General features: G+C 56.5%; 23 protein-coding genes. 9 read left to right on the top strand and 14 right to left on the bottom strand.

Annotated features, from left to right (window positions below; translation table 11 throughout):
* The first annotated feature begins 133 nt into the window (after positions 1 to 133).
* Together DLM_RS14710 and DLM_RS14705 are read left to right on the top strand one after the other, a co-directional pair.
* Positions 134 to 571 (top strand): type II toxin-antitoxin system RatA family toxin, encoded by a 438-nt coding sequence (locus DLM_RS14710; protein WP_089085735.1) that lies wholly within the window; start codon positions 134 to 136, stop codon positions 569 to 571.
* A complete protein-coding gene (locus tag DLM_RS14705; RefSeq protein WP_089085736.1) occupies positions 564 to 872 on the top strand; it encodes an RnfH family protein in 309 nt (102 codons plus the stop codon). Before DLM_RS14710 ends, DLM_RS14705 begins: the two co-directional genes overlap by 8 nt.
* Before the next feature lie 45 nt (positions 873 to 917).
* Here the strand turns inward: DLM_RS14705 and DLM_RS14700 are convergent, their stop codons facing one another.
* From DLM_RS14700 to DLM_RS14680, 5 genes are all read right to left on the bottom strand, one after another.
* Positions 918 to 2,705 carry a GGDEF domain-containing protein gene (locus tag DLM_RS14700; RefSeq protein WP_089085737.1) on the bottom strand — a complete coding sequence of 596 codons (1,788 nt, stop codon included), beginning with the start codon at positions 2,703 to 2,705 and terminating at the stop codon, positions 918 to 920.
* A gap of 76 nt (positions 2,706 to 2,781) precedes the next feature.
* Positions 2,782 to 3,072, bottom strand: coding sequence for a cell division protein FtsB (gene ftsB, locus DLM_RS14695; protein WP_045847413.1), 291 nt, complete (start codon positions 3,070 to 3,072; stop codon positions 2,782 to 2,784).
* 7 nt (positions 3,073 to 3,079) lie between these two features.
* Complete coding sequence (gene eno, locus DLM_RS14690) at positions 3,080 to 4,363, bottom strand: phosphopyruvate hydratase (protein ID WP_089085738.1); 1,284 nt, start codon at positions 4,361 to 4,363, stop codon at positions 3,080 to 3,082.
* Between the two features lie 102 nt (positions 4,364 to 4,465).
* A complete protein-coding gene (gene kdsA, locus DLM_RS14685; protein WP_089085739.1) occupies positions 4,466 to 5,317 on the bottom strand; it encodes a 3-deoxy-8-phosphooctulonate synthase in 852 nt (283 codons plus the stop codon).
* A 2-nt stretch (positions 5,318 to 5,319) separates the two neighbouring features.
* Positions 5,320 to 6,960, bottom strand: a complete 1,641-nt coding sequence (locus DLM_RS14680; RefSeq protein WP_045847410.1) for a CTP synthase — start codon at positions 6,958 to 6,960, stop codon at positions 5,320 to 5,322.
* Positions 6,961 to 7,228: 268 nt separating this feature from the next.
* Between DLM_RS14680 and rpmB the strand changes: the two genes are divergently transcribed.
* From rpmB to DLM_RS14665, 3 genes are all read left to right on the top strand, one after another.
* Complete coding sequence (gene rpmB, locus DLM_RS14675) at positions 7,229 to 7,462, top strand: 50S ribosomal protein L28 (protein ID WP_011137003.1); 234 nt, start codon at positions 7,229 to 7,231, stop codon at positions 7,460 to 7,462.
* Between the two features lie 34 nt (positions 7,463 to 7,496).
* On the top strand, positions 7,497 to 7,652 hold the full coding sequence (gene rpmG / locus DLM_RS14670) for a 50S ribosomal protein L33 (RefSeq protein WP_028453358.1): 156 nt from the start codon (positions 7,497 to 7,499) through the stop codon (positions 7,650 to 7,652).
* Between the two features lie 233 nt (positions 7,653 to 7,885).
* Positions 7,886 to 8,599 (top strand): type 1 glutamine amidotransferase, encoded by a 714-nt coding sequence (locus tag DLM_RS14665; RefSeq protein WP_089085740.1) that lies wholly within the window; start codon positions 7,886 to 7,888, stop codon positions 8,597 to 8,599.
* Positions 8,600 to 8,611: 12 nt separating this feature from the next.
* Here DLM_RS14665 and DLM_RS14660 read toward each other — a convergent pair whose 3' ends face one another.
* The 9 genes from DLM_RS14660 to DLM_RS14620 form a co-directional block, all read right to left on the bottom strand.
* Entirely contained in the window at positions 8,612 to 9,493 is an 882-nt protein-coding gene (locus DLM_RS14660) for a uracil-DNA glycosylase (protein ID WP_089085741.1), read from the bottom strand.
* Complete coding sequence (gene rimI, locus DLM_RS14655) at positions 9,490 to 9,927, bottom strand: ribosomal protein S18-alanine N-acetyltransferase (RefSeq protein ID WP_089085742.1); 438 nt, start codon at positions 9,925 to 9,927, stop codon at positions 9,490 to 9,492. Before rimI ends, DLM_RS14660 begins: the two co-directional genes overlap by 4 nt.
* Positions 9,924 to 10,538, bottom strand: a complete 615-nt coding sequence (gene tsaB, locus DLM_RS14650; protein WP_231959862.1) for a tRNA (adenosine(37)-N6)-threonylcarbamoyltransferase complex dimerization subunit type 1 TsaB — start codon at positions 10,536 to 10,538, stop codon at positions 9,924 to 9,926. Before tsaB ends, rimI begins: the two co-directional genes overlap by 4 nt.
* An 86-nt stretch (positions 10,539 to 10,624) precedes the next feature.
* Positions 10,625 to 11,848, bottom strand: a complete 1,224-nt coding sequence (locus tag DLM_RS14645) for an EAL and HDOD domain-containing protein (protein WP_089085744.1) — start codon at positions 11,846 to 11,848, stop codon at positions 10,625 to 10,627.
* A 24-nt stretch (positions 11,849 to 11,872) separates the two neighbouring features.
* Positions 11,873 to 13,786, bottom strand: a complete 1,914-nt coding sequence (locus DLM_RS14640; protein WP_089085745.1) for a chemotaxis protein CheA — start codon at positions 13,784 to 13,786, stop codon at positions 11,873 to 11,875.
* Positions 13,787 to 13,831: 45 nt separating this feature from the next.
* Complete coding sequence (gene cheZ / locus DLM_RS14635; RefSeq protein WP_089085746.1) at positions 13,832 to 14,569, bottom strand: protein phosphatase CheZ; 738 nt, start codon at positions 14,567 to 14,569, stop codon at positions 13,832 to 13,834.
* 50 nt (positions 14,570 to 14,619) lie between these two features.
* Positions 14,620 to 15,009, bottom strand: coding sequence for a chemotaxis response regulator CheY (gene cheY, locus DLM_RS14630; RefSeq protein WP_082693990.1), 390 nt, complete (start codon positions 15,007 to 15,009; stop codon positions 14,620 to 14,622).
* Between the two features lie 51 nt (positions 15,010 to 15,060).
* Positions 15,061 to 16,005, bottom strand: coding sequence for a chemotaxis protein (locus DLM_RS14625; protein WP_119313254.1), 945 nt, complete (start codon positions 16,003 to 16,005; stop codon positions 15,061 to 15,063).
* A 35-nt stretch (positions 16,006 to 16,040) separates the two neighbouring features.
* Positions 16,041 to 16,991, bottom strand: coding sequence for a chemotaxis protein (locus DLM_RS14620; protein ID WP_119313253.1), 951 nt, complete (start codon positions 16,989 to 16,991; stop codon positions 16,041 to 16,043).
* Positions 16,992 to 17,172: 181 nt separating this feature from the next.
* Here DLM_RS14620 and DLM_RS14615 point away from each other — a divergent pair, with 181 nt between their 5' ends.
* The 4 genes from DLM_RS14615 to DLM_RS14600 all read left to right on the top strand — a co-directional run bounded on the left by DLM_RS14615 (position 17,173) and on the right by DLM_RS14600 (position 20,432).
* Positions 17,173 to 18,378 (top strand): sensor histidine kinase, encoded by a 1,206-nt coding sequence (locus DLM_RS14615; protein ID WP_231959861.1) that lies wholly within the window; start codon positions 17,173 to 17,175, stop codon positions 18,376 to 18,378.
* On the top strand, positions 18,375 to 18,680 hold the full coding sequence (locus DLM_RS14610; protein ID WP_089083554.1) for an STAS domain-containing protein: 306 nt from the start codon (positions 18,375 to 18,377) through the stop codon (positions 18,678 to 18,680). The genes DLM_RS14615 and DLM_RS14610 overlap by 4 nt, the downstream gene beginning before the upstream one ends.
* A 277-nt stretch (positions 18,681 to 18,957) precedes the next feature.
* Positions 18,958 to 20,037: a methyl-accepting chemotaxis protein gene (locus DLM_RS14605; RefSeq protein ID WP_167467123.1), complete on the top strand. Its 1,080-nt coding sequence runs from the start codon at positions 18,958 to 18,960 to the stop codon at positions 20,035 to 20,037.
* Between the two features lie 29 nt (positions 20,038 to 20,066).
* Entirely contained in the window at positions 20,067 to 20,432 is a 366-nt protein-coding gene (locus tag DLM_RS14600; protein ID WP_059287422.1) for a response regulator, read from the top strand.
* Positions 20,433 to 20,516: the final 84 nt, after the last annotated feature.

The following is a 20,516-nucleotide window of genomic DNA, read 5'->3' as shown; positions in this document are numbered from 1 at the left end:
AGAAGCTGCGCCCAGGCCAAAATTCCTGAAAATCAGCGGCTTGTAAAGTGTATGCGGGCAGAAGCCGGACAGGCCGGATGGCTTTTGGTAAACTGCCGGGCTTGAGCCATTTTGCACAGTGTGCGGTTTTCCCATGCAGGTTGTCGAAAAGAAAGTTCTGGTTGCCCATACCCCGGCGCAAATGTTTGCACTGGTGGATAAAGTGGAAAATTACCCGCGGTTTCTGCCTTGGTGTGCCAAGGCGGAAGAGCATTCACGCGAAGGGGATCAGCAGGTGGCCAGCCTGCATATCGATTATCTGAAGATCCGCCAGCATTTCACCACGCGTAATACTTTGCGCGATGGTGAGAGCATCTTGATGGAACTGGTGGAGGGGCCATTCCAGCATTTGCAGGGCTTGTGGCAGTTTACGCCCTTGGGTGAATTTGGTTGCAAGGTGGAGTTCAGCCTGCGCTACGAGTTTTCCAGCAAGATTCTGGAAAAGGTGATCGGTCCGGTATTCGGTCATATTTCCGGCACACTGGTGGATGCCTTCATCAAGCATGCGGATAAGGTATATGGCGATGACTGAACGGATTCATATCGAAGTGGCCTGCGCCTTGCCCCAGCGGCAGCGCATCATCGCGCTGGAGGTCGAGAAGGGGGTGACGGCACTGCAGGCGGTGTTGCAGTCCGGTATTCTGACGCAGTTCTCCATGGTGGATAGTGCCAGTCTCAAGCTGGGTATCTTCAGCAAGGCGATCAAACCGGATACCGTGTTGCGTGATGGCGACCGGGTGGAAATCTACCGGCCGCTACAGGCCGACCCCAAGGCGGTGCGCCGACAGCGTGCAGAGGCGGGCAAGGGCATGAGCAAGGGCGGCGAGGCATGAAAAAACCGGGGAATACCCCGGTTTTTTGTTAGCAGGCTTGCATCTTCAGATCATGCGTTGTGCTTCTGCGGAAACCACACGGTTTTTGCCACTGATCTTGGCCTGATACATGGCCTGGTCTGCGCGTTCGATGACTTCAATATCCTGTTCGCCCAGGTGCCACTTGGCGATGCCGGCACTGAAGGTGATCACCAGCCTGTCGTTATTGGCCAGGAAGAAGGTGCGGGTGAGCTCGCGCTGTAGACGCTGTACGGTGTCGATGGCCTCATCCACCGGGGTGTCCGGCATCAGGAGGACAAATTCTTCCCCGCCAAAACGGGCGACGATGTCTGCCGGGCGCAGATTGTGCTTGATCACGTCAACCAGGTATTTCAGTGCATCATCGCCTGTCAGGTGGCCGTAACGGTCGTTAAGCTGCTTGAAATTGTCGACATCGATCAGGGCCACGCTCAGGTCGCTGTTGGTGCGTTCGGCGCGGCTGATTTCGCGTTGGAAGTGTTCGGCCAGCCCACGGCGGTTGTACGCCCCGGTGAGCTGGTCTTCCTTGACCTTGGCACTGGCGGCCTCCAGCGCATTTTCCAGTTCGGAGATACGTTGCTCGGCAGCCACCACCTGTTCGCGCGCCGACAAGAGTTCGTCACGTGAGCGGGTCAGATCCAGCTGCATCAGCGAGGTATCTTCCATCAGGGCACCAATAATGCCGCCTAGCTCTTCCACATTACTGGTGTTTTTCAGTTTTTCACTGTGTTTGCTGATTTTGTTATGGAAGTCGTCGGTGCTGTCGGTCATTTGCGCCAGGCGCGAAATGAAGCGGTCCAGCAGGGTGCGCAGCGAACTGGTGGCTTCATCCAGGCTGCTTTTGAGCATGCCCTGCTTGCGGATGACTTCCTTGAGGCTGGTTTCCAGTTGGTAAACCTGCTGCATGGACAGCGGCTGGTGTGACAGGACTTCCTGCAGCGAGTGAACCTGGCCTACCAGATAGTCATCCGAGCGGTTGATCTCGGCCACATTGTCCAGCAACAGGCGCAGCAGATTGGTTAGTCCGGATACCAGACGGCCTTCCTGCTGGGTTTGCAGTTCCAGCTTGATCATGAAGCCGCGCAGCTTGGGCATGTAGACATTGAGGCTGGCGTCGTCGCTGACCTGTTCCAGTTCGCGGATCAGGGCCTCCAGGGAGTCAACCATGTCCGGCATGCTGATCAGGCGCGGTTCCAGGCCGTGCTTGAGGGCAAAAGCCAGCGTGCGTTGCCACAGTGGCCAGCTATTATCCTGGCCGGATGCCATGGGGGCGACAACGCCGGTGCTGGCCGGTGGCGCACTGTCTGTGATGTCTACCACTTCCCGCTGGCTGGCTGGCGCATTCCAGTTGCGCACCAGCGCACTAAGCTTGAGGTTTAGCTCTTCCGGCTGATTGCCGTAGTTGATCAGTACCCGCTCCAGTGCCGCCTGTTTGTGATGCTGCGGCAGATCCGGCAGGCGTAAATCCCAACTGCGGATCAGGTTCTGGATCAGGCTGCCCCAGGTTTGGGCCAGATTGGTTTCGGTGAGCGCCAAGCGGAGAAAATCGATGGCCAACTGGGGGAGTTGTTCCCAGCGGGATTCTTCTGTGGCCTGCTTGAGGCGCAACAGCAAGGATTTGCTCTGTGCCGATTCGGCAGGAATGGTTTCCAGCGCCCGTAACAGCTGGGTGCCCAGCTTGTTGTCTCGTTCGATGGGTGTTTGCGTGAGCTCGTGGTACACGCGCTCGAAATTTTCCGGTGTAGGCAGCAGCTTGCGCAGACTGAGCTGCTTAAGCGTTTCCCGTGCAACCTCTATCGGATTTTGTGTTGTCATTGACCAAACCCTGGAAGTTTTATAGCCAGCCATAGTTATTCTTAGTTCAGGAGGGCGAAGTTTTGGACTGGCTTAGTCAATGTTTTGTCGCGGTAGCCGGATCCAGTAATTGAAAAAATACCTCGCCGTTGCGGATCATACCAAGTTCGTTACGCGCTCTCTCTTCAATTGCGTCAGTTCCTTGCTTCAGATCACGTACTTCTGCATCCAGGGCCGCATTGCGGGCTATCAGCTTTTGCGTGACAGCCCGCTGTTCCTGCAATTGCTTGTCCAGCTGCCAGACCCTGAGCCAGCTCCCCTTGCCAAACCACAAGGGCCATTGCAAGGCGATCAGCAGGGTTACCAGAGTCAGGGTCAGCCAGCGCATGGTGAGCTTACTTCAGGTGGTAGAAGGCGGCACGGCCCGGGAACCAGGCTGCATCACCCAGTTCTTCTTCGATACGCAGCAGCTGGTTGTACTTGGCCATGCGGTCGGAGCGGGACAGGGAACCGGTCTTGATCTGCATGCAGTTGGTGGCAACGGCCAGATCGGCGATGGTGCTGTCTTCGGTTTCGCCGGAACGGTGGCTCATGACGCTGGTATAGCCGGAGCGCTTGGCCAGGTCAACTGCTTTCAGGGTTTCCGACAGGGTGCCGATCTGGTTGACCTTCACCAGCAGCGAATTGCAGATGCCGGCTTCGATGCCCTTGGCCAGGATTTTCGGGTTGGTGACAAATACATCATCGCCTACCAGTTGGATGCGCTTGCCCAGACGGTCGGTCAGGATCTTCCAGCCTTCCCAGTCGTGCTCGCTCATGCCATCTTCGATGGAGATGATCGGGTAGTTGTTGACCAGGGTTTCCAGGTAGTCGGCAAACTGTTCGGAAGTCAGTTGCAGGCCTTCAGCGGTCAGGTGGTACTTGCCATCCTTGTAGAACTCGGAAGAGGCGCAGTCCAGTGCCAGCATCACGTCCTGGCCTGGTACGTAACCGGCAGCGTCAATGGCTTCCAGAATCAGCTTGATGGCATCTTCGTGGCTGGCTAGGTTGGGGGCAAAGCCGCCTTCATCACCCACGGTGGTGGCGTAACCCTTGCTGTCACACAGTTTTTTCAGGTTGTGGAATACTTCGGCACCACAGCGCAGGGCTTCGCGGAAGGTTTGTGCGCCAACCGGCATGATCATGAATTCCTGGATGTCCAGGGTGTTGTTGGCGTGCGCACCACCGTTGATCACGTTCATCATCGGCAGCGGCAGGGCCATCGGGCCGGCACCACCCAGGTAGCGGTACAGCGGCAGGCCGGCGTCTTCCGCAGCGGCGCGGGCGACAGCCATGGAAACGGCCAGCATGGCATTGGCACCCAGGCGGGACTTGGTTTCGGTGCCGTCCAGCTCGATCAGGGTCTTGTCGATGAAGGCCTGGTCTGCGGCGTCGAGGCCGATGATGGCTTCGCAGATTTCGGTATTGATGTTTTCAACAGCCTTCAGCACGCCCTTGCCCAGGTAGCGGCTCTTGTCGCCGTCACGCAGTTCCAGTGCTTCCTTCTCGCCGGTGGAGGCACCGCTCGGTACGGCTGCGCGGCCCATCACGCCGGATTCCAGCAGTACATCGGCTTCAACAGTCGGATTACCACGGGAGTCGAGAATCTCGCGGGCTACTACGTCAATGATCGAACTCATACTTGTCCCCTTCAATTGCTTGCTTGGTTAACCGTATCACTGCCGGCCAGCCTGCTGGCTGGCCGATATATGCTTGCTACCACAACGCGGGCTGCAGAAGACTCAGAGAGTGTGCTCGGGCCAACTGCTCTGTTTCACCAGGCTGTCCAGTTGCTGCAGTGTGGCCAGCAGTTCCTTCATGCGACCCAGCGGCCAGGCGTTCGGGCCATCCGACATGGCGCAGGCCGGATTGGGGTGGGTTTCCATAAAGATACCGGCAATGCCGGCAGCAACTGCGGCACGGGCCAGAACCGGTACGAATTCACGCTGTCCGCCGGACGAGCTGCCCTGGCCGCCTGGCAGTTGCACCGAATGTGTGGCGTCGTAGACCACCGGGCAGGCCGTTTCACGCATGATCATCAGCGAGCGCATGTCGGATACCAGATTGTTGTAGCCGAACGATACGCCGCGCTCGCAAGCCATGAAACTGTCCTCTGGCAAACCGGCTTCCAGTGCAGCGGCGCGCGCCTTGTCGATGACATTCTTCATGTCGCCCGGCGCAAGAAACTGCCCCTTCTTGATGTTGACCGGCTTGCCACATTGGGCCACGGCGCGGATGAAGTCAGTCTGACGGCACAGGAAGGCCGGCGTCTGCAGCACATCCACCACGCTGGCGACTTGGGCGATTTCACTCTCTGCATGCACATCGGTCAAGACCGGAACGCCGATCTGACGCTTTACTTCGTCCAGGATGCGCAGGCCTTCATCAATGCCGAAGCCGCGGAAGGAGCTGCCGGAAGACCGGTTGGCCTTGTCGTAGCTCGACTTGTAGATGAAGTTGATGCCCAGTTCGCTGGTGATTTCCTTCAGCTGACCGGCGGTATCCAGTGCCATCTGTTCGCTTTCGATGACGCAGGGACCTGCAATCAGGAACAGGGGCTGGTTCAGGCCGACTTCGAATCCGCACAGTTTCATGCTTATTTCCCTTGCTTTTCAGCCTTGTAGTCGATGGCTGCCTGCACATAGGCCTTGAACAGCGGGTGGCCATCGCGCGGGGTGGAGGTGAATTCCGGGTGGAACTGGCAGGCGAAGAACCAGCGGTGGTCTTTCAGCTCGATGGTTTCCACCAGCTTTTCATGACCGGCGGAACGGCCGGAAATGGTCAGGCCGGCAGCTTCCAGGCGCTGTACGTAGTAGTTGTTCACTTCGTAGCGGTGGCGATGGCGTTCGACGATGTCGGTGGAGCCATACACGCGTGCTGCCAGCGAGCCTTCCACCAGATCACAGTGCTGGCCGCCCAGGCGCATGGTGCCGCCCATATTGGAGTTTTCGTCACGCTTTTCGATCTTGCCGTCGTGATTGACCCATTCGTCGATCAGCGCCACTACCGGGTAGTCGGTGTCCAGGTCGAACTCGGTGGAGTTGGCACCGGCAAGGCCGGCCACATCACGCGCGTATTCGATCAGCGCAATCTGCATGCCCAGACAGATACCCATGTAAGGGATGTTGTTCTCGCGGGCAAACTTGACGGCCTTGATCTTGCCTTCCACGCCGCGCTTGCCGAAGCCACCTGGTACCAGGATGGCATCCATGTCCTTCAGCGATTCGGCGCCGTCACGCTCGATGTCTTCGGAATCGACATAGATGATGTTGACGTCGGAGCGGGTGTGAATGCCGGCGTGCTTCAGCGCTTCGGACAGCGACTTGTAGGATTCGGTCAGATCAACATACTTGCCGACCATGGCGATGTTGACGGTTTGTTCCGGATGTTCGATGGCGTCGATGATGCCAGCCCATACCGACAGGTCGGCCGGCGGGATGTCCAGCTGCATGTGTTCGGTAATGATGTCGTCAATGCCTTGTTCGTGCAGCATGGCCGGGACTTTGTAGATGGAGTCCGAGTCGTAGCAGCCGATGACGGCGTTTTCTTCGACATTACAGAACAGGGCAATCTTGCGCTTTTCATCAGCCGGCAGTTCGCGGTCCATGCGGCACAGCAGGATGTCCGGCTGAATGCCGATTTCACGCAGCTCTTTTACCGAGTGCTGGGTCGGCTTGGTCTTGATTTCACCTGCGGTGGCAATGAACGGTACGTAGGACAGATGCACGTACATGGTGTTCTTGCGGCCCAGGTTGGAGCGCATCTGGCGGATGGCTTCCAGGAAGGGCAGGGACTCGATATCACCCACGGTGCCGCCGATTTCGACGATGGCCACGTCGGCATCGCCCGCGCCTTCATGCACCTTGTGCTTGATTTCGTCGGTGATGTGCGGAATGACCTGCACGGTGCCACCCAGGTAGTCGCCACGGCGCTCCTTGGTGATCACGGATTCGTAAACCTGACCAGTGGTGAAGTTGTTGCTCTTCTTCATCTTGGATTTGATGAAGCGCTCATAGTGGCCAAGGTCGAGGTCGGTTTCGGCACCGTCTTCCGTCACGAAAACTTCACCGTGCTGGAAGGGGCTCATGGTACCCGGATCGACGTTGATGTACGGGTCGAGCTTCAGCATGGTGACTTTCAGCCCGCGCGACTCAAGAATGGCAGCAATGGACGCAGCGGCAATGCCCTTCCCCAGGGAAGACACCACACCGCCGGTTACGAAGATATACTTGGTCATGGAATTACGGCTCTATGGGAATCCGGGATTTTAACCTGAAATCGCTTGGATTTGAACCGCCATGGCAGCCCTTGTTGCAACAATGAATGCAACACTTGTGCAGTCTCTTCTCAGCTTGTACTCGCCAGTTTGTGGTAATTCCGTTACAATGCGCCCCGACTGTTTCATATACGAGATCGTGCTTTCTACGGAAAGTGCGCATCATGCTTGAATCGCTGGCTTTTTTCATGGTATAAAGCCAGCTTTTACCGGTTTTGGGAGTGTTAACATGGCGCGTGTTTGCAAAGTCACCGGCAAACGTCCGATGACCGGGAACAATGTTTCCCACGCCAACAACAAGACGAAACGTCGTTTCCTGCCGAACTTGCAGTACCGCAAGTTCTGGGTAGAAAGCGAAAACCGCTGGGTGCGCCTGCGCGTATCCAATGCTGCACTGCGTACTATCGATAAAGTTGGTATCGATGTAGTGCTGGCTGATCTGCGCGCTCGTGGCGAGATCTAAGCGGTCCTCTAGATAGCGACAGATAGGTAATACAATGCGCGATAAAATCAAGCTTGAATCCACCGCCGGCACTGGCCACTTCTACACTACTACGAAGAACAAGCGCACAATGCCGGAAAAAATGGAGATCAAAAAATTTGATCCCGTTGCCCGCAAACACGTTATCTACAAGGAAACCAAGCTGAAGTAAGCTTGATTTTCAGTAACGTCGAAGAGCCCTTCTCTGGTGCACGGAGAAGGGTTTTTTATTGTCTGTTTCCCGCCTGAGCACGGTGCTGCTCCTGTCTGCCAGTTTTGGTGGCTTCTGATTATTTGATCAATTATTAGTTAATTTTCTCCATTAATTAGTCTATATTGGCTTTTTTGATTTTTTTGTGATCATCTTTGTGCGGTCGAGTGCCAGGATGAACATGAGGGAACGTTATGAAGCCGATTGCCATCATTCAACATGTATCGCTGGATGGTCCGGAGTATTTTCTCGATTATCTTAACCGGCAGGCCATTCCTTCGCGTGTATTTCAGGTGTATGCCGGTGATACCTTGCCCGAGGATGTGTCGCTTTATGCCGGTGTCGCCAGTTTTGGTGGGCCGATGAGCGTGAACGATGAAGCGCTGCATGACTGGATCCTGCCGGAGATTGCTTTTTTACAGCGGGCAATTGCGGCGGATGTGCCCGTGATTGGGCACTGCCTTGGTGGCCAGCTATTGGCGCGGGCGCTTGGTGCGCGCGTGGTCAAGGCGGATATCCCGGAAATCGGCTGGATCGACTTGCAGACAGAGCCAGGTACCTTGGCGCGGGCGTGGTTTGGCGAGTGCTCGCCCTTGCGTGTTTTTCAGTGGCATAGCGATACCTTTGCCTTGCCTGAGGGGGCCAGCTTGCTGGTCAGCAGTCCCTATTGTCGCAATCAGGCATTTTTGTATGGCGGCAAGCACCTGGGCATGCAGTTTCATTGCGAAGTGAAAGTGGAGATGATTCGCCAGTGGCTGCAAGTGGGCTATCAGGAAATCGATGCACACGATTTGCCCAGTGTCATGTCTGCCGAAGGCATTGCTGCCTCGCTGGAGATGGGCATGGCGCAAAGTCATGCCCAGGCGGATGTCATTTATCAGCGCTGGTTGCGTGGCGTGTATGGCTGAAGCCTTTACAAATCAGGCTGGCTGACTGAGGCGGGCAAAGTGTTGCTTGGCCAGCACCATGTCCTGCCAGGCCTTGGCCTTGTCCGGCAAGTTGCGCAGCAGATAGGCTGGGTGATAGGTGGCGATCAGCGGGATGCCCTGATATTGATGCAACTGACCACGCAGACGGCCTATGCTCTGTTCGGTTTGCAGCAGCGTTTGTACGGCAAAACGTCCCAATGCCAGGATCAGGGTGGGCTGGACATGGCGAATCTGCTGTTGCAGATAAGTCTGGCAGGCGAGAATTTCCTCAGGGGCTGGATTGCGGTTGCCCGGTGGGCGACATTTGAGCACATTGGCAATGTACACGTCGCGGTCACGATCCAGCCCGGCGGCTGCCAGCATATTGTCCAGCAGTTGGCCGGCCTTGCCGACAAAGGGTTCGCCTTGCCTGTCCTCGTGTTCGCCTGGTGCCTCGCCAATCAGCATCCAGCGTGCCTGCGGGTTGCCTCTGGCGAATACGGTCTGGGTGCGTGTATTGCACAACTGGCAGCGCTGGCAGTTGGCGACGGTTTCTTCCAGTTGCTCCCAGCCTAGTAGTGCCTCCTCCACGTTGGGGGAGGGCGTAACGCTAATACGTGCGCTGTCAGAAGGCAGATGGAGCGCTGCTGCGAGCGGAGCGCTGTGCTCAGGCTGCTGGTTGCTGTACGACGGTACTGGGCTTGCTTGCGCTGCCACTGCTTGTTGCGGTGGTTGCGCAGCGGCGCTGGCTTCGCTTGCCAGCGACTGTTGTTGCCGGGAGTGCAGGATGGCCTGTCTTTCCAGTTCTGCCGGATGCTGTTCAAACCATCCATCACGCGCCTGCCATTGCGGCCCAAGGCCCATCGCGTGCTGTACAAAATGGCTTCTGCTCACAGGATGGCCTCCATCAGGATGGCATGTTCACGTTCACCCGTGCCAGATGGGTAGTAGTTTTTGCGCAGGCCGCTTGCCTGAAAACCACTGCGTTGGTAGAGCCTGATGGCAGGCGCATTACTGGCACGCACCTCCAGAAAGAGCCGCTGATAACCGTGCTGTTTCAGGTCCGCCATCAGACCGGATAGCAAAGCTTGACCCAGTCCTTGTCCCTGTTGCTCGGCGGTAATGAAGATATTCAGCAGTTCGGCTTCATCCAGCAGTGGCATGACCACGGCAGTGCCGCTGCTGCCCTGTTCCAGCCGATAAAAGATATGTGCGGCGTCGATGGAATCCTGATAATTACGTGTACTCCAGCCATACGGGGTGGCGGTGGCTTCACGTTCGGCCAGGGCTTGGGCGCTTTCGGGCTGGTAGCGGCTGACCCGGTTCATCCCTTGAGAGCCTGCTGTTCAAGCGATGTCAACGCCACTTTGTTACGGACGTAAAGCAGTTCGGCCTCACGTGGGTGCTGCTGTGCATAGCGCCCGGTTTGTGCCAGTTCGATATAGGCCCGCGCATCGGCACGCAGCACGCCGGTATGGCGGGTGCTGTCACGCTGTTGCTGCAACAGGGCAGGGTAATTGCTAAAGCCATCGCCTGCCAGCAAGGTGATACCGTCAGGCAGGCTGACATCTTGTGGGTCTTGCAAGGTGATTGGTCCCAGTCGCTGCCAGTGGGGGGTGGTTTGGTAGCTTGCGCAGTACACCTGCTGCATGCGTGCATCCAGGCAAACCATGACCCGCTCGGCGCCGCTTTGATGCGCAACGGCATCCAGCGTGGGAATAGCGATAACCGGCAGCTCAGCAGAAAAAGCCAGACCTTGTGCTAGGCCGCAGGCAATGCGCAGTCCGGTAAACGAGCCTGGCCCCTGGCCAAAGATGATGGCATCCAGTTGGCGCAGTCCGATGTCCGCCTGCTGTAACAGGCGGCCGATTTCGGGCAGCGTGCGTTCTGCATGTTTCTGGCCCATTTCCTCGTGAAAGGCGTGCACTTCCCCGTCCATGCTTAAGGCAAGGGACAAATAACTGCTGGAGGTGTCTATGGCTAACAGTTTCATCGAGACATGGTGACCGGCTGAAGGGCTGGCAATTATAAGCCCAGATCCTCCACCCAGGCGAGTGCCGCAACATGGGCCTGGTTCAACTGCTGTGCGCTTAGCTGCAGTTGGGAGCACAATTCGGCCACACCATTCAACTGCCCATCTTCGCAGGTCTTGGCCAGTTGTAGCAGTTTGCCCATCTGGCCTTTATGTTCGGATAGGGCGGCGATGATGCCGCTTGGCAATTGCAGATGTTCCAGAATGCTGCTCATCGGCATGTCAAACAGGACATCCAGCAAGCTGAACATGCCGACGATGAACAGGTTGTCACAGTCGTCATGATTCAGGCCCAATTGCTCTCCCATCAGCTCCATGAAGCGACCGCGCGTTACCGCGGTTTTCTGCAGTGCCGGTGGCGCATGTCCATCATCTGATGCCGTCACCAGCAGCAGGGTCAGCCAGCGGTAGAGTTTTTTGTAGCCGAGCACGGTGACCGCATGCGAGAACGAGCTGATGGTGGTGTTAAGCCCGGCTGCGGCAGAGTTGACGTAGCGTAGCAGCTTGTAGGACAGGGCGACGTCCCGCTTCAGGATCTGCTCCACCTGGCGCAGGTCGGCATCCATCCGCAGCAAATTGAGCAATTCCAGTGCATTGCTGAATGTGGGATGTATCACCTTGGCCGACAGGGTTTCCGGTCTGGCAAAGTAATAGCCCTGAAAACCATCCATGCCCAGTTCCTTGCACAGATGGTACTGCTCATGGGTTTCTACCCGTTCGGCAATGCGGATGACCGGGTAGCTGCGCAGTCTGGCCGCCAGCACCTGAAAGTGGTTGGCATCACGGTTCTGGATGTCGAGCTTGACGTAGTTGGCGAACTCCAGAAACGCTGCCGATTGTGCTTCGAATGAAAAGTCATCCAGTGCAATACCAAAGCCGAGCGAGCGCAGGTGACGGGCGCGTGACAGCAGTTCGCTGGACGGGCTGATGTTCGGCGCAATATCAAGAATCACGCGCCGTGGTGGCAGCAGCTCCAGAAAGTCGCTGGTCAGCATCGCCTCACCCACATTGATGAAGGCCAGCTTGTTGCCGATCAGCCAACTGGTACCCATATTGTTCAGGGTATTGACCAATACTTCGGTATCAGCCTGCAATTCGCTGTGGGGGCCAACCGAGCTTGCTTCCTGGCTTGCACGAAAAAGCAGCTCATACCCGATGAGCTGCTGGTTGCGGTTCAGAACCGTTTGTCGGCCAATGAAGGCGCTTTGTGTGGTCATTAAAGCTTGCCAGTTTTGGTTTTTTTATGCGGAAATCAACTCCGAGGTCCTTACCTGACCATTGGTGCCATCACTGGAACTGAGCAAGTCTTCCATGTCCAGTACCAGAACCACCGAACCGTCGCCAGACAAGGTGGCACCGGCCACACCCTTGGGACGGATGTTCTGCAGCGGTTTGATGACAACATCGTCACGACCCACAAAGGAATCAATGGCGAGGATGAAGGATTTCTCGGCCGACTGCATCAGTACGCCGAAGTAGGGTTTCTGGGTGGGTTCCCAACCCAGCAGACCTGCCAGCGTGCGCAGTGGCAGAATTTCATCACGCACCACGATGGTGGGCTTGCCCGACACTTCCTGGATGGCGTTCGGGTCGATGGTGATGATTTCGCGCACCATGGCCAGTGGCACGGCAAACGGCTGGTTGCAGGCACGAACCACCAGCACCGGCAGAATGGCCAGGGTCAGCGGCAGCGAAATGCTGATGCGGGTGCCTTCGCCCGGTAGCGAGTTGATGTCGATGCGGCCATTGAGCTTCTGGATATTGGTACGCACCACATCCATGCCCACGCCACGGCCAGAAACGCTGGAGATCTGGTCCTTGGTGGAGAAGCCCGGCATGAAGATCAGCTGCAGGCATTGCTTCTCATCCAGACCATTGGCGGTTTCCTGATCGATCAGGCCTTTTTCGATAGCCTTGCGACGCAGGGCGTCCGGGTTCATGCCCTTGCCATCGTCGGTGATTTCGATCTGGATGTGATCGCCCACCTGTTCGGCAGTCAGCTGGATCAGCGATTGCGGCTTCTTGCCGGCGGCAATACGTTCTTCCGGCGACTCGACACCATGGTCAACGGCATTGCGCACCAGGTGAACCAGCGGATCGTTGAGGTCTTCGATCATGGTCTTGTCCAGTTCGGTTTCTTCACCGGACAGTACCAGTTCGACTTCCTTGCCCAACTGGCGGGCCAGGTCGCGTGCCAAACGCGGGTATTTCTGGAACAGGCGGCCAATCGGCTGCATGCGGGTTTTCATCACCGCGTTTTGCAGGTCGCCCACCAGCAGGTCCAACTGGCTGATGGCTTCATCCAGCGAACGCAGGGTATTGCCGTCACGATTGCCCTGCAGGATTTCCGTGCGCAAGGTGGTCAGGCGGTTCTTGGTCAGGCCGATTTCGCCAGACAGGTTCAGCACCATGTCCAGACGCACCGTATCAATACGGATGGTGTTTTCTTGCGGGCCGCTGCTATTGCCTGCGCTGCTGGGTTGCTTGTTGGCAACCGGTTTGGCGGGCTGTTTGACAGCCGGCAGGTGCTCTGCGGCGGTAATCAGTTCCTGGGCCGGGGCTGCTGCCGGTGCCGACGTTGGTGCCGGTGCCGGCGCAGGTGCAGCAGCTGCAGTGCTGGCAGCCTGGGGGACAATGGCCTGATGCAGGGCATTCCAGTCCGGTCCATTTGCCGTTGCCGCAGCAGGTGCCGGAGCAGATGCCGGAGCTGGAGCAGCGGCTACCGGTGCAGCCGCGGTGGCCTCTTCAGCCTTGCTCAACTGTTGTCCGGACAGTACTGCATCCAGGGCATTGAGAACGTCCGGATCGGCGTCTGCCACCATCAGGCCCTGGCCCAGGGTGCCAAACATGTCGCGCACAATCCCGGTGGCGTCAAGGATCACATCCATGACTTCCGGCGTGATGTGCAGTTCGCCATTACGTAGTTTGTCAAACAGGTTTTCCGTGCGATGACATAGATTGACCATCGGTCCCACGTTCAGAAAACCGGCACCGCCCTTGATGGTGTGAAAACCCCGGAAAATATCGTTCAGCAATGCCTTGTCTTCTGGACGCTTTTCCAGTTCCACCAGCTTGTTGTCCACGTCAGACAACAGATCGGTAGATTCCATCAGGAAGTCTTGTAGCAGTTCTTCCATGCCGCCAAAATCGCTCATATTCACACCCCCGCTTATGCCGCTAACACGTTCACCGCTTGTTGTTTAGAAGCCCAGGCTTTCCAGCAGATCGTCGACCTGCTGTTGGCTGGAAACCACGTCGGTTCTGCCTTCGGGATTTACCACAGGTCCGTTCAGCAGGTTGTTGTCCAGTTCTGCCTTTTTCGAATCCGGCGAGAACTCGATCAAGAAAGCCACCAGTTCCGTTTCCAGTATATGCACCATATCCATCATTTTCTTGATGACTTGGCCTGTCAGGTCCTGGAAATCCTGCGCCATCACAATTTCCAGCAACTGGGCATTGGTGGCTTGAGTCTGTTTGGGAACATGTCCCAGGTACTGGCGCGTTTCTTCGGCCAGGTTTTTGAATTCTGCAATGGAAAGCTGGTTGGCATACAGCTGTTCCCAGCGTGCAGCCAGCAGTTTGGCTCGGCTTTCCAGGTCATCCTGATATGGTTTGGCCAGATCCGTGGCATTGAGGACACGTTCGGCAGCACTCTCAGTCAAGGAAGCAATATAGCCCAGCCTGTCCTTGGCATCCGGGATGGCATCTGCCACTTTCTCCAGCGACTTGTCATAGCCCAGATCACGCAAGGCGTCGTGCATCTTGCGGGTCAACTGTCCAATCTGCTCATACATCACGGCAGTACTGGGGGCATTGCTGCTGGTGGCAGCAGCCGGCGTAGTGGCAACGGCTTCTGCTTCCTTTTGTTGACTGGCAATGCTGTCAAACAGTGCTTCGAGATCCGGTGAATCTCCGCTTTCCAGAATGTGATCCGGCACGATGGCCTCTCCTCGGTGCTGACTAGGCAGGTCTGTTTGCTGTTCTTTGTTTACTTGTTCATGGTCTGGAAGATCTTGTTCATCTTTTCTTCCAGGGTTGCTGCAGTAAAGGGCTTCACAATGTAACCGCTGGCACCGGCCATGGCGGCCTCAATGATGTTTTCCCGCTTGGCTTCGGCGGTAATCATCATGAAGGGCAGATGCTTGATCTGCTGGTCGGCCCGTACTGCCTTGAGCAGCTCGATGCCGGTCATGTTCGGCATGTTCCAGTCGGAAACAATAAAGTCGAAATGTTGCGTTTTCAGCTTGTGCAAGGCCACCTGGCCATCCTCGGCCTCGTCGACGTTGGTAAAGCCCAGTTCTTTCAATAGGTTGCGCACAATGCGTCTCATGGTCGAGAAATCGTCCACAACGAGGAATCGCATGTTTTTATCTGGCATCTGGGTAGGTCCTGAAATGTCGGTATTCCATTGAGCCGTTGATTTTAACGGTTACCTCTGCAGGAATGGAATCAAAGTTTCAGCCAGGATTGCCGGATCGAATTTGGCAACATAGGCATCCACACCCACGCTGGAACCCATCGCCTTGTTGGCATTGGATGACAGCGAGGAGTGCATGATAACCGGGATGCCTTTGAAGCGGACATCGGATTTGATCAGCTTGGTCAGCACATAGCCGTCCATTTCCGGCATTTCCGCATCCACCAGAATGATCTTCAGGTAGTCGTGCAGGCACTCATCCTCACCCCAGGTGCGGCTGGCCAGCACCTGCAGGCGCTCCCACGCTTCGCGGCCATTGGTGGCCTGCTGGAACTTGATGCCCATTTTTTCCAGCACACTGGTGATTTCCTTGCGCGCCACCACCGAGTCATCCACGAAGAACAGGTACTGGTCGCTGTCCATCTGCGCGGTCGGAATTTCCGGCAGGCGCGGTTCGCCCACCACCGTGGCCAGAATCTGCTCCACGTCCAGAATGGAAACCAGCTTGCCGTCTTCCAGTTCGGTAATGGCGGTGATCAGGTTGGAATTGGTGGTGCTGCTGCTGTTCATCATGTTTTCCGGGGCGCGTACGCGATCCCAGTCCACCCGGATGATGCGGTCCACCGAGTCCACCAGGAAAGCCTGGGTGCTCTTGTTGAATTCGGTAACGATCATGGTGTCGAATTTGCGGCCGCTCTGCTCGGAGCCGACAAAACGCGCCAGCGAAATCACCGGAATGATGTTGCCGCGCAGCGACAACACACCCTGCACGCCAAAGGGCATGTTGGGGGTTTTGGTGATGGCGGGGGTCTGGGACACCTCGCGCACCTTGAACACATTGATGCCGAAGGTTTCACGGGTTCCCAGGGAAAACAGCAGGATTTCCATCTTGTTGGAGCCGGCAAGCTTGGTGCGGGCGTCCACGCTGGCGAGCAGGGATGCGTCGGTTGCTGACATATTGGATACCTCTCCCGGATGAAGTCTGTTCTGGTTTAGTTGTTGGTCAGCTTGAGCATTTCGCGCAACTTCATCGACAGCTTCTGGGCTTCGAACTTGGAAACGTACTCATCGACGCCGACGGACTGGCCGAGCTTCTGGTTGGAACTGCCGGAGAGCGAGGAATGCATCAGCACCGGAATACCGGCAAAGCGCGGGTCGCTCTTGATCAGTTTGGTCAGCATATAGCCGTCCATTTCCGGCATTTCCACATCGGTGAGCACCAGATGCAGGGTTTCGTTCAGGCGCTTGCCGGACAAGTCGGCCTGCATGGCCATTTTTTGCAATTCTTCCCAGGCGCGCATGCCGTTGATGGCATAGGCGTATTTGACCTGCATGGCGTCCAGCGTGCGCTCGATCTGTTTGCGGGCGACGGCGGAATCGTCGGTGAAGAAGATCATGCGTTCTTCTTTCACCGGCTCGATATTGATGAAGTGATGCGAGTCGTCGACCAGGGAGGTTTCGGCCAGGACTTTTTCCACGTCCATCATCATCACCAGCGTGCCGTGATCCAGCTCGGTGACGGCGGTGACGAGGCCGGCCATGCGGTTGGTGATCATGTCGGGCGGCACGCGCATGGCGGACCAGTCCAGACGCAGGATGGTATCGACGGCCTCGACCAGGAAGCCCTGGGTGTGGCCGTTGTACTCGGTCACGATCATGATTTCGGGCTTGTTGCTGGTGACGATGCCGGCGTACTTGGCCAGATCGATGACGGGGACCAGGGATCCGCGCAGGCTGACCATGCCTTCGACGGAGGAGGGCATTTCAGGAGCGGAAGTGATTTCGGGGGTGCGCATGACTTCACGCACTTTGAAGACATTGATGCCGAAAACTTCTTTTCTCCCGGTACGCTGGTCGTGACCCAGGGAGAACAGCAGGATTTCCAGCTTGTTGGTCCCTGCCAGTTTTGTTCTGGCATCGATTTTTTTAAGAAGCTCTGACACAGAAACCTCCGCTGCATCGGTTCGTTGTTGTGGCGTATTACTCCTGTTGTATACGCCAATTATTCATTTTCCCAGCTTTCTTTGAAAACTGTCTTGGTTAAGATCAGACTTTAAGTTGGCTTGGCTCAGACTTAGTCATTATCATACTGTTTAAGTCCTTTTTACAAATAAGACGCAAAACATGGCCAAGACAGCATCAAATTTGAAAGACCAGGAGATGCTTGAGGCGGCTTTCGAGCAGTTCAACACCGTCTCCAGTCAGTTGATTGATGCTTATCGCCAGCTAGAAGTACAGGTTAACGTACTGAATGCTCAACTGGACGAGGCTAACAATCAATTGCGAAAACAGCGTGACGAAAACGCTGAACTTGCCGAGAGGCTGGGCATGCTGCTGGAGGCCTTGCCTGCGGGGGTTGTGCAACTGTCTGCTGACGGCGTGGTGGTGGCGGAGAATCCGGCGGCCAGGCTCCTATTGCAGGGCGCACATGGTGGGGAACCCTGGAGCGCGGTCATGGCCGGGTGGGTGCATTCCGAACTGGATGGCACTTATATCTTGCCCGGTCTGGATAATGCGCCTCGCCTGGCGGTGCAGTATCAGGATCTGCCTGCGTCTGGCGGGCGTATCGTGCTGCTGCATGATGTGAGCCGCTTGCATCATCTGACTGTGGAGCTGGCACATCAGCAAAAGCTTGCAGCCATGGGCGGGATGGCGGCATCGCTGGCACATCAGCTGCGTACCCCGTTGGCTACGGCCATGCTCTATACCGCCAACCTGAAGCAGGAGGGCTTGCCTCCGGAGGCTCGTGCCCGCTTTGTCGATAAGAGCCTGGCGCGCATGAAGGCGCTGGAGGGCTTAATCCAGAATATGTTGGGTTTTGTCCGGGGGCAGACCAGTGCGCTGGAGTTGCTTGATGTCGATGCGTTGGTGGAAGACGTTGCTGCGGTGCTGATTCCGCAATGTAATGAGCGCGGCATGATTTGGGATTGCAATAAGTTGCTCCCTTCTGCCATAACGGTAATGGGCGATCGCAAGGCCCTGCAGGGGGCGCTGGTCAGCCTGCTGGAAAATGCCATGCATTTTTCGCCGGAGGGCGGAAGGATCGGCTTGCAGGTCAGCTTGCACGGCGACCAGGTTTGCTTCCGTGTGGAAGATGATGGTGCCGGGTTGAATGGTGCTGATCCGGCACGCTTGTTCGAGCCTTTTTTCACGACGCGGCCTGGTGGCACCGGCCTTGGTTTGTCGATTGTGAAAAAAGTGGCCGAGGAGCTGGCCGGTTCGGTGGTGGGCGGTGATCGCCCCGAAGGTGGTGCCTATTTTGAGTTGAGTCTCCCTTGCCGCGGGATGGGGGCTGTTGATGAGCAAGATATACAAGGGGAAAAGAAATGAAACCAGTTGTTAAGGTGGAAGGGCAGATCGGCACGCTGATGCTGGTGGGGCAGTTTGATTTCAACCTGCACAAGGATTTTCGGCTTGCTAGCCAGGAGCTGCTGGAGAACCCGTCGGTACAGGAAATCCAGGTGGATTTCGATCAGGTTCCTTTCCTGGACAGTTCGGCCTTGGGCATGCTGTTGCTGCTGAAGGAAAGGGCGACCAGTCAGAAGAAAGCCATGTCGCTGGTTAATTGCCGCGACACGGTGTTGCAGGTGCTGGAAATTGCCTGCTTCAACAAGATGTTTACTATCAAGTAATGTTTTGCTGAAAATCACATATGGCATGAGTCACGGCAGTCCTAAGCCTTTGAATAATTATTTTATTTAAGCCAAGCAATTCAGTCATTTACATGTTTTGCATCATTTCCTCCTTGATTTGCCAGCAGGATTGTCAGATGAAGAAGTTAGTACATTGGCAAGATTTTGACTGGCCGGGGGGAAGATGGGGTTTTCATATCGGCATCATCGGTTTGCTGGCGGGGGGATCTGCCTTGCTTCTGGCCTGGCCTGGCTGGTGGGGGCCGGATGGGGGAGCGTGAGCTGGTATCTGGCCACGGTACTGAGTGTTGGCCAGTTGTATGTCATGTCGGTCTTGTGGTTTTACAAGGAGGGCAGGGTGAGCGATCAGCATGAGCCGGCATCCAGCCCGGCTGAACCGGTAAGCGCAGTATCCCGCCCTGAGTGTGTGGACTTCATCCACGATCAGATTTCCCAGTCGAAAGATGAAGTGGCACGGGTGCAAATGCTGATTCAGGATGCGGTGCAGACGCTGGCCAACAGTTTTTCCGGTTTATCCCACGAGGCCGCCGCCCAACTGCAATTGGCCGAATCGCTGGCGCGCGGCGAGTTGGGCATGGATGCCCACGCCATTTCGTTTACCGGGTTTGTGGCTGAAATTGCCAATGCCATGGCCAATTTTGTCGACAAGACCGTGGAAAACAGCCGGCTGGCGATGTTGCTGGTGGAGCAGATGGAGTCGATGGGGCGGGAGATGCAGGATGTAATCCGCTTGCTGGATGAAATCCACTCGATTACCAATCAAACCAATATGCTGGCGCTCAATGCCTCTATCGAGGCTGCCAGGGCAGGCGAGCTGGGCCGTGGTTTTGCGGTGGTTGCCGATGAGGTTAGGCATCTGTCGGGCCGTACCGGGTCTTTCAGCGAGCAGATTCGCGATTTGATCAACAGGGTGAACGGTTCTGTTGCGCATGCCGAAGGACTGATCAACCAACTGGCCTCCCAGGACATGATGTTTACCCTGCAGGCCAAGCAGCGGCTGGATGAAACTTCATCACGCATACGCGACATGGATGCGCTGATGGCTGAGTCGGTAGGCCAGTTGCGCCATGGTGTGGGCCTGCTGTCCGACCATGTGGGTGATGCGGTGCGCTCGCTACAGTTTCAGGACATGGTGTCGCAGTTGATTGCCCATGTGGGCAAGCGGCTGTACGGGATAGAAGAAATGATGGAACTCAGTAGCGGCCAGGCCCGGGAGCAGGAACAAGGGCAGTGGGAGCAGCATGTTTCGGCGCGCTTGGCCGTATTGCGGGAAACCTTGTCCAACAATCCGGTGGCTCAGGGGCGTATGGAAAGCGGCAGCATTGATCTGTTTTGAGCGTGAACAAAACATAAAGTGGGAACAACATGCCAAAAAAAGTACTGACAGTGGATGATTCTGCATCTATCCGCCAGATGGTGACCTTTACCCTGAAGAGTGCGGGCTACGAAGTGGTGGAGGCGGTAGATGGCAACGGTGGGCTGGCACGCGCTCAGGCGGACAGCTTTGACCTGATTCTGACCGATCAGAACATGCCGGGCATGGACGGGCTTAACCTGATTCGCGCCTTGCGCAAGCTGCCTGCCTACGGCACCACCCCCATTCTGATGTTGACCACCGAGTCGAGTGACCAGATGAAGTCGCTTGGCCGTGCCGCCGGTGCCACTGGCTGGCTGGTCAAGCCGTTCGATCCGCAAAAATTACTTGACGTGGTAAAGCGGCTGGTGGGCTGAGCCATCAGTACCGATGTGCTGATGGCCGGGTAAGTGCAGGCGGGTTGCAGGCTTGTTCATTCTGGCTGCGAAGCAGGGGGAAGC

Origin of the sequence: Aquitalea magnusonii, from assembly GCF_002217795.2 — a bacterium.
Taxonomy (GTDB): Bacteria; Pseudomonadota; Gammaproteobacteria; order Burkholderiales; family Chromobacteriaceae; genus Aquitalea; species Aquitalea magnusonii_B.
This window is presented reverse-complemented; position numbering and strand designations above follow the sequence as displayed.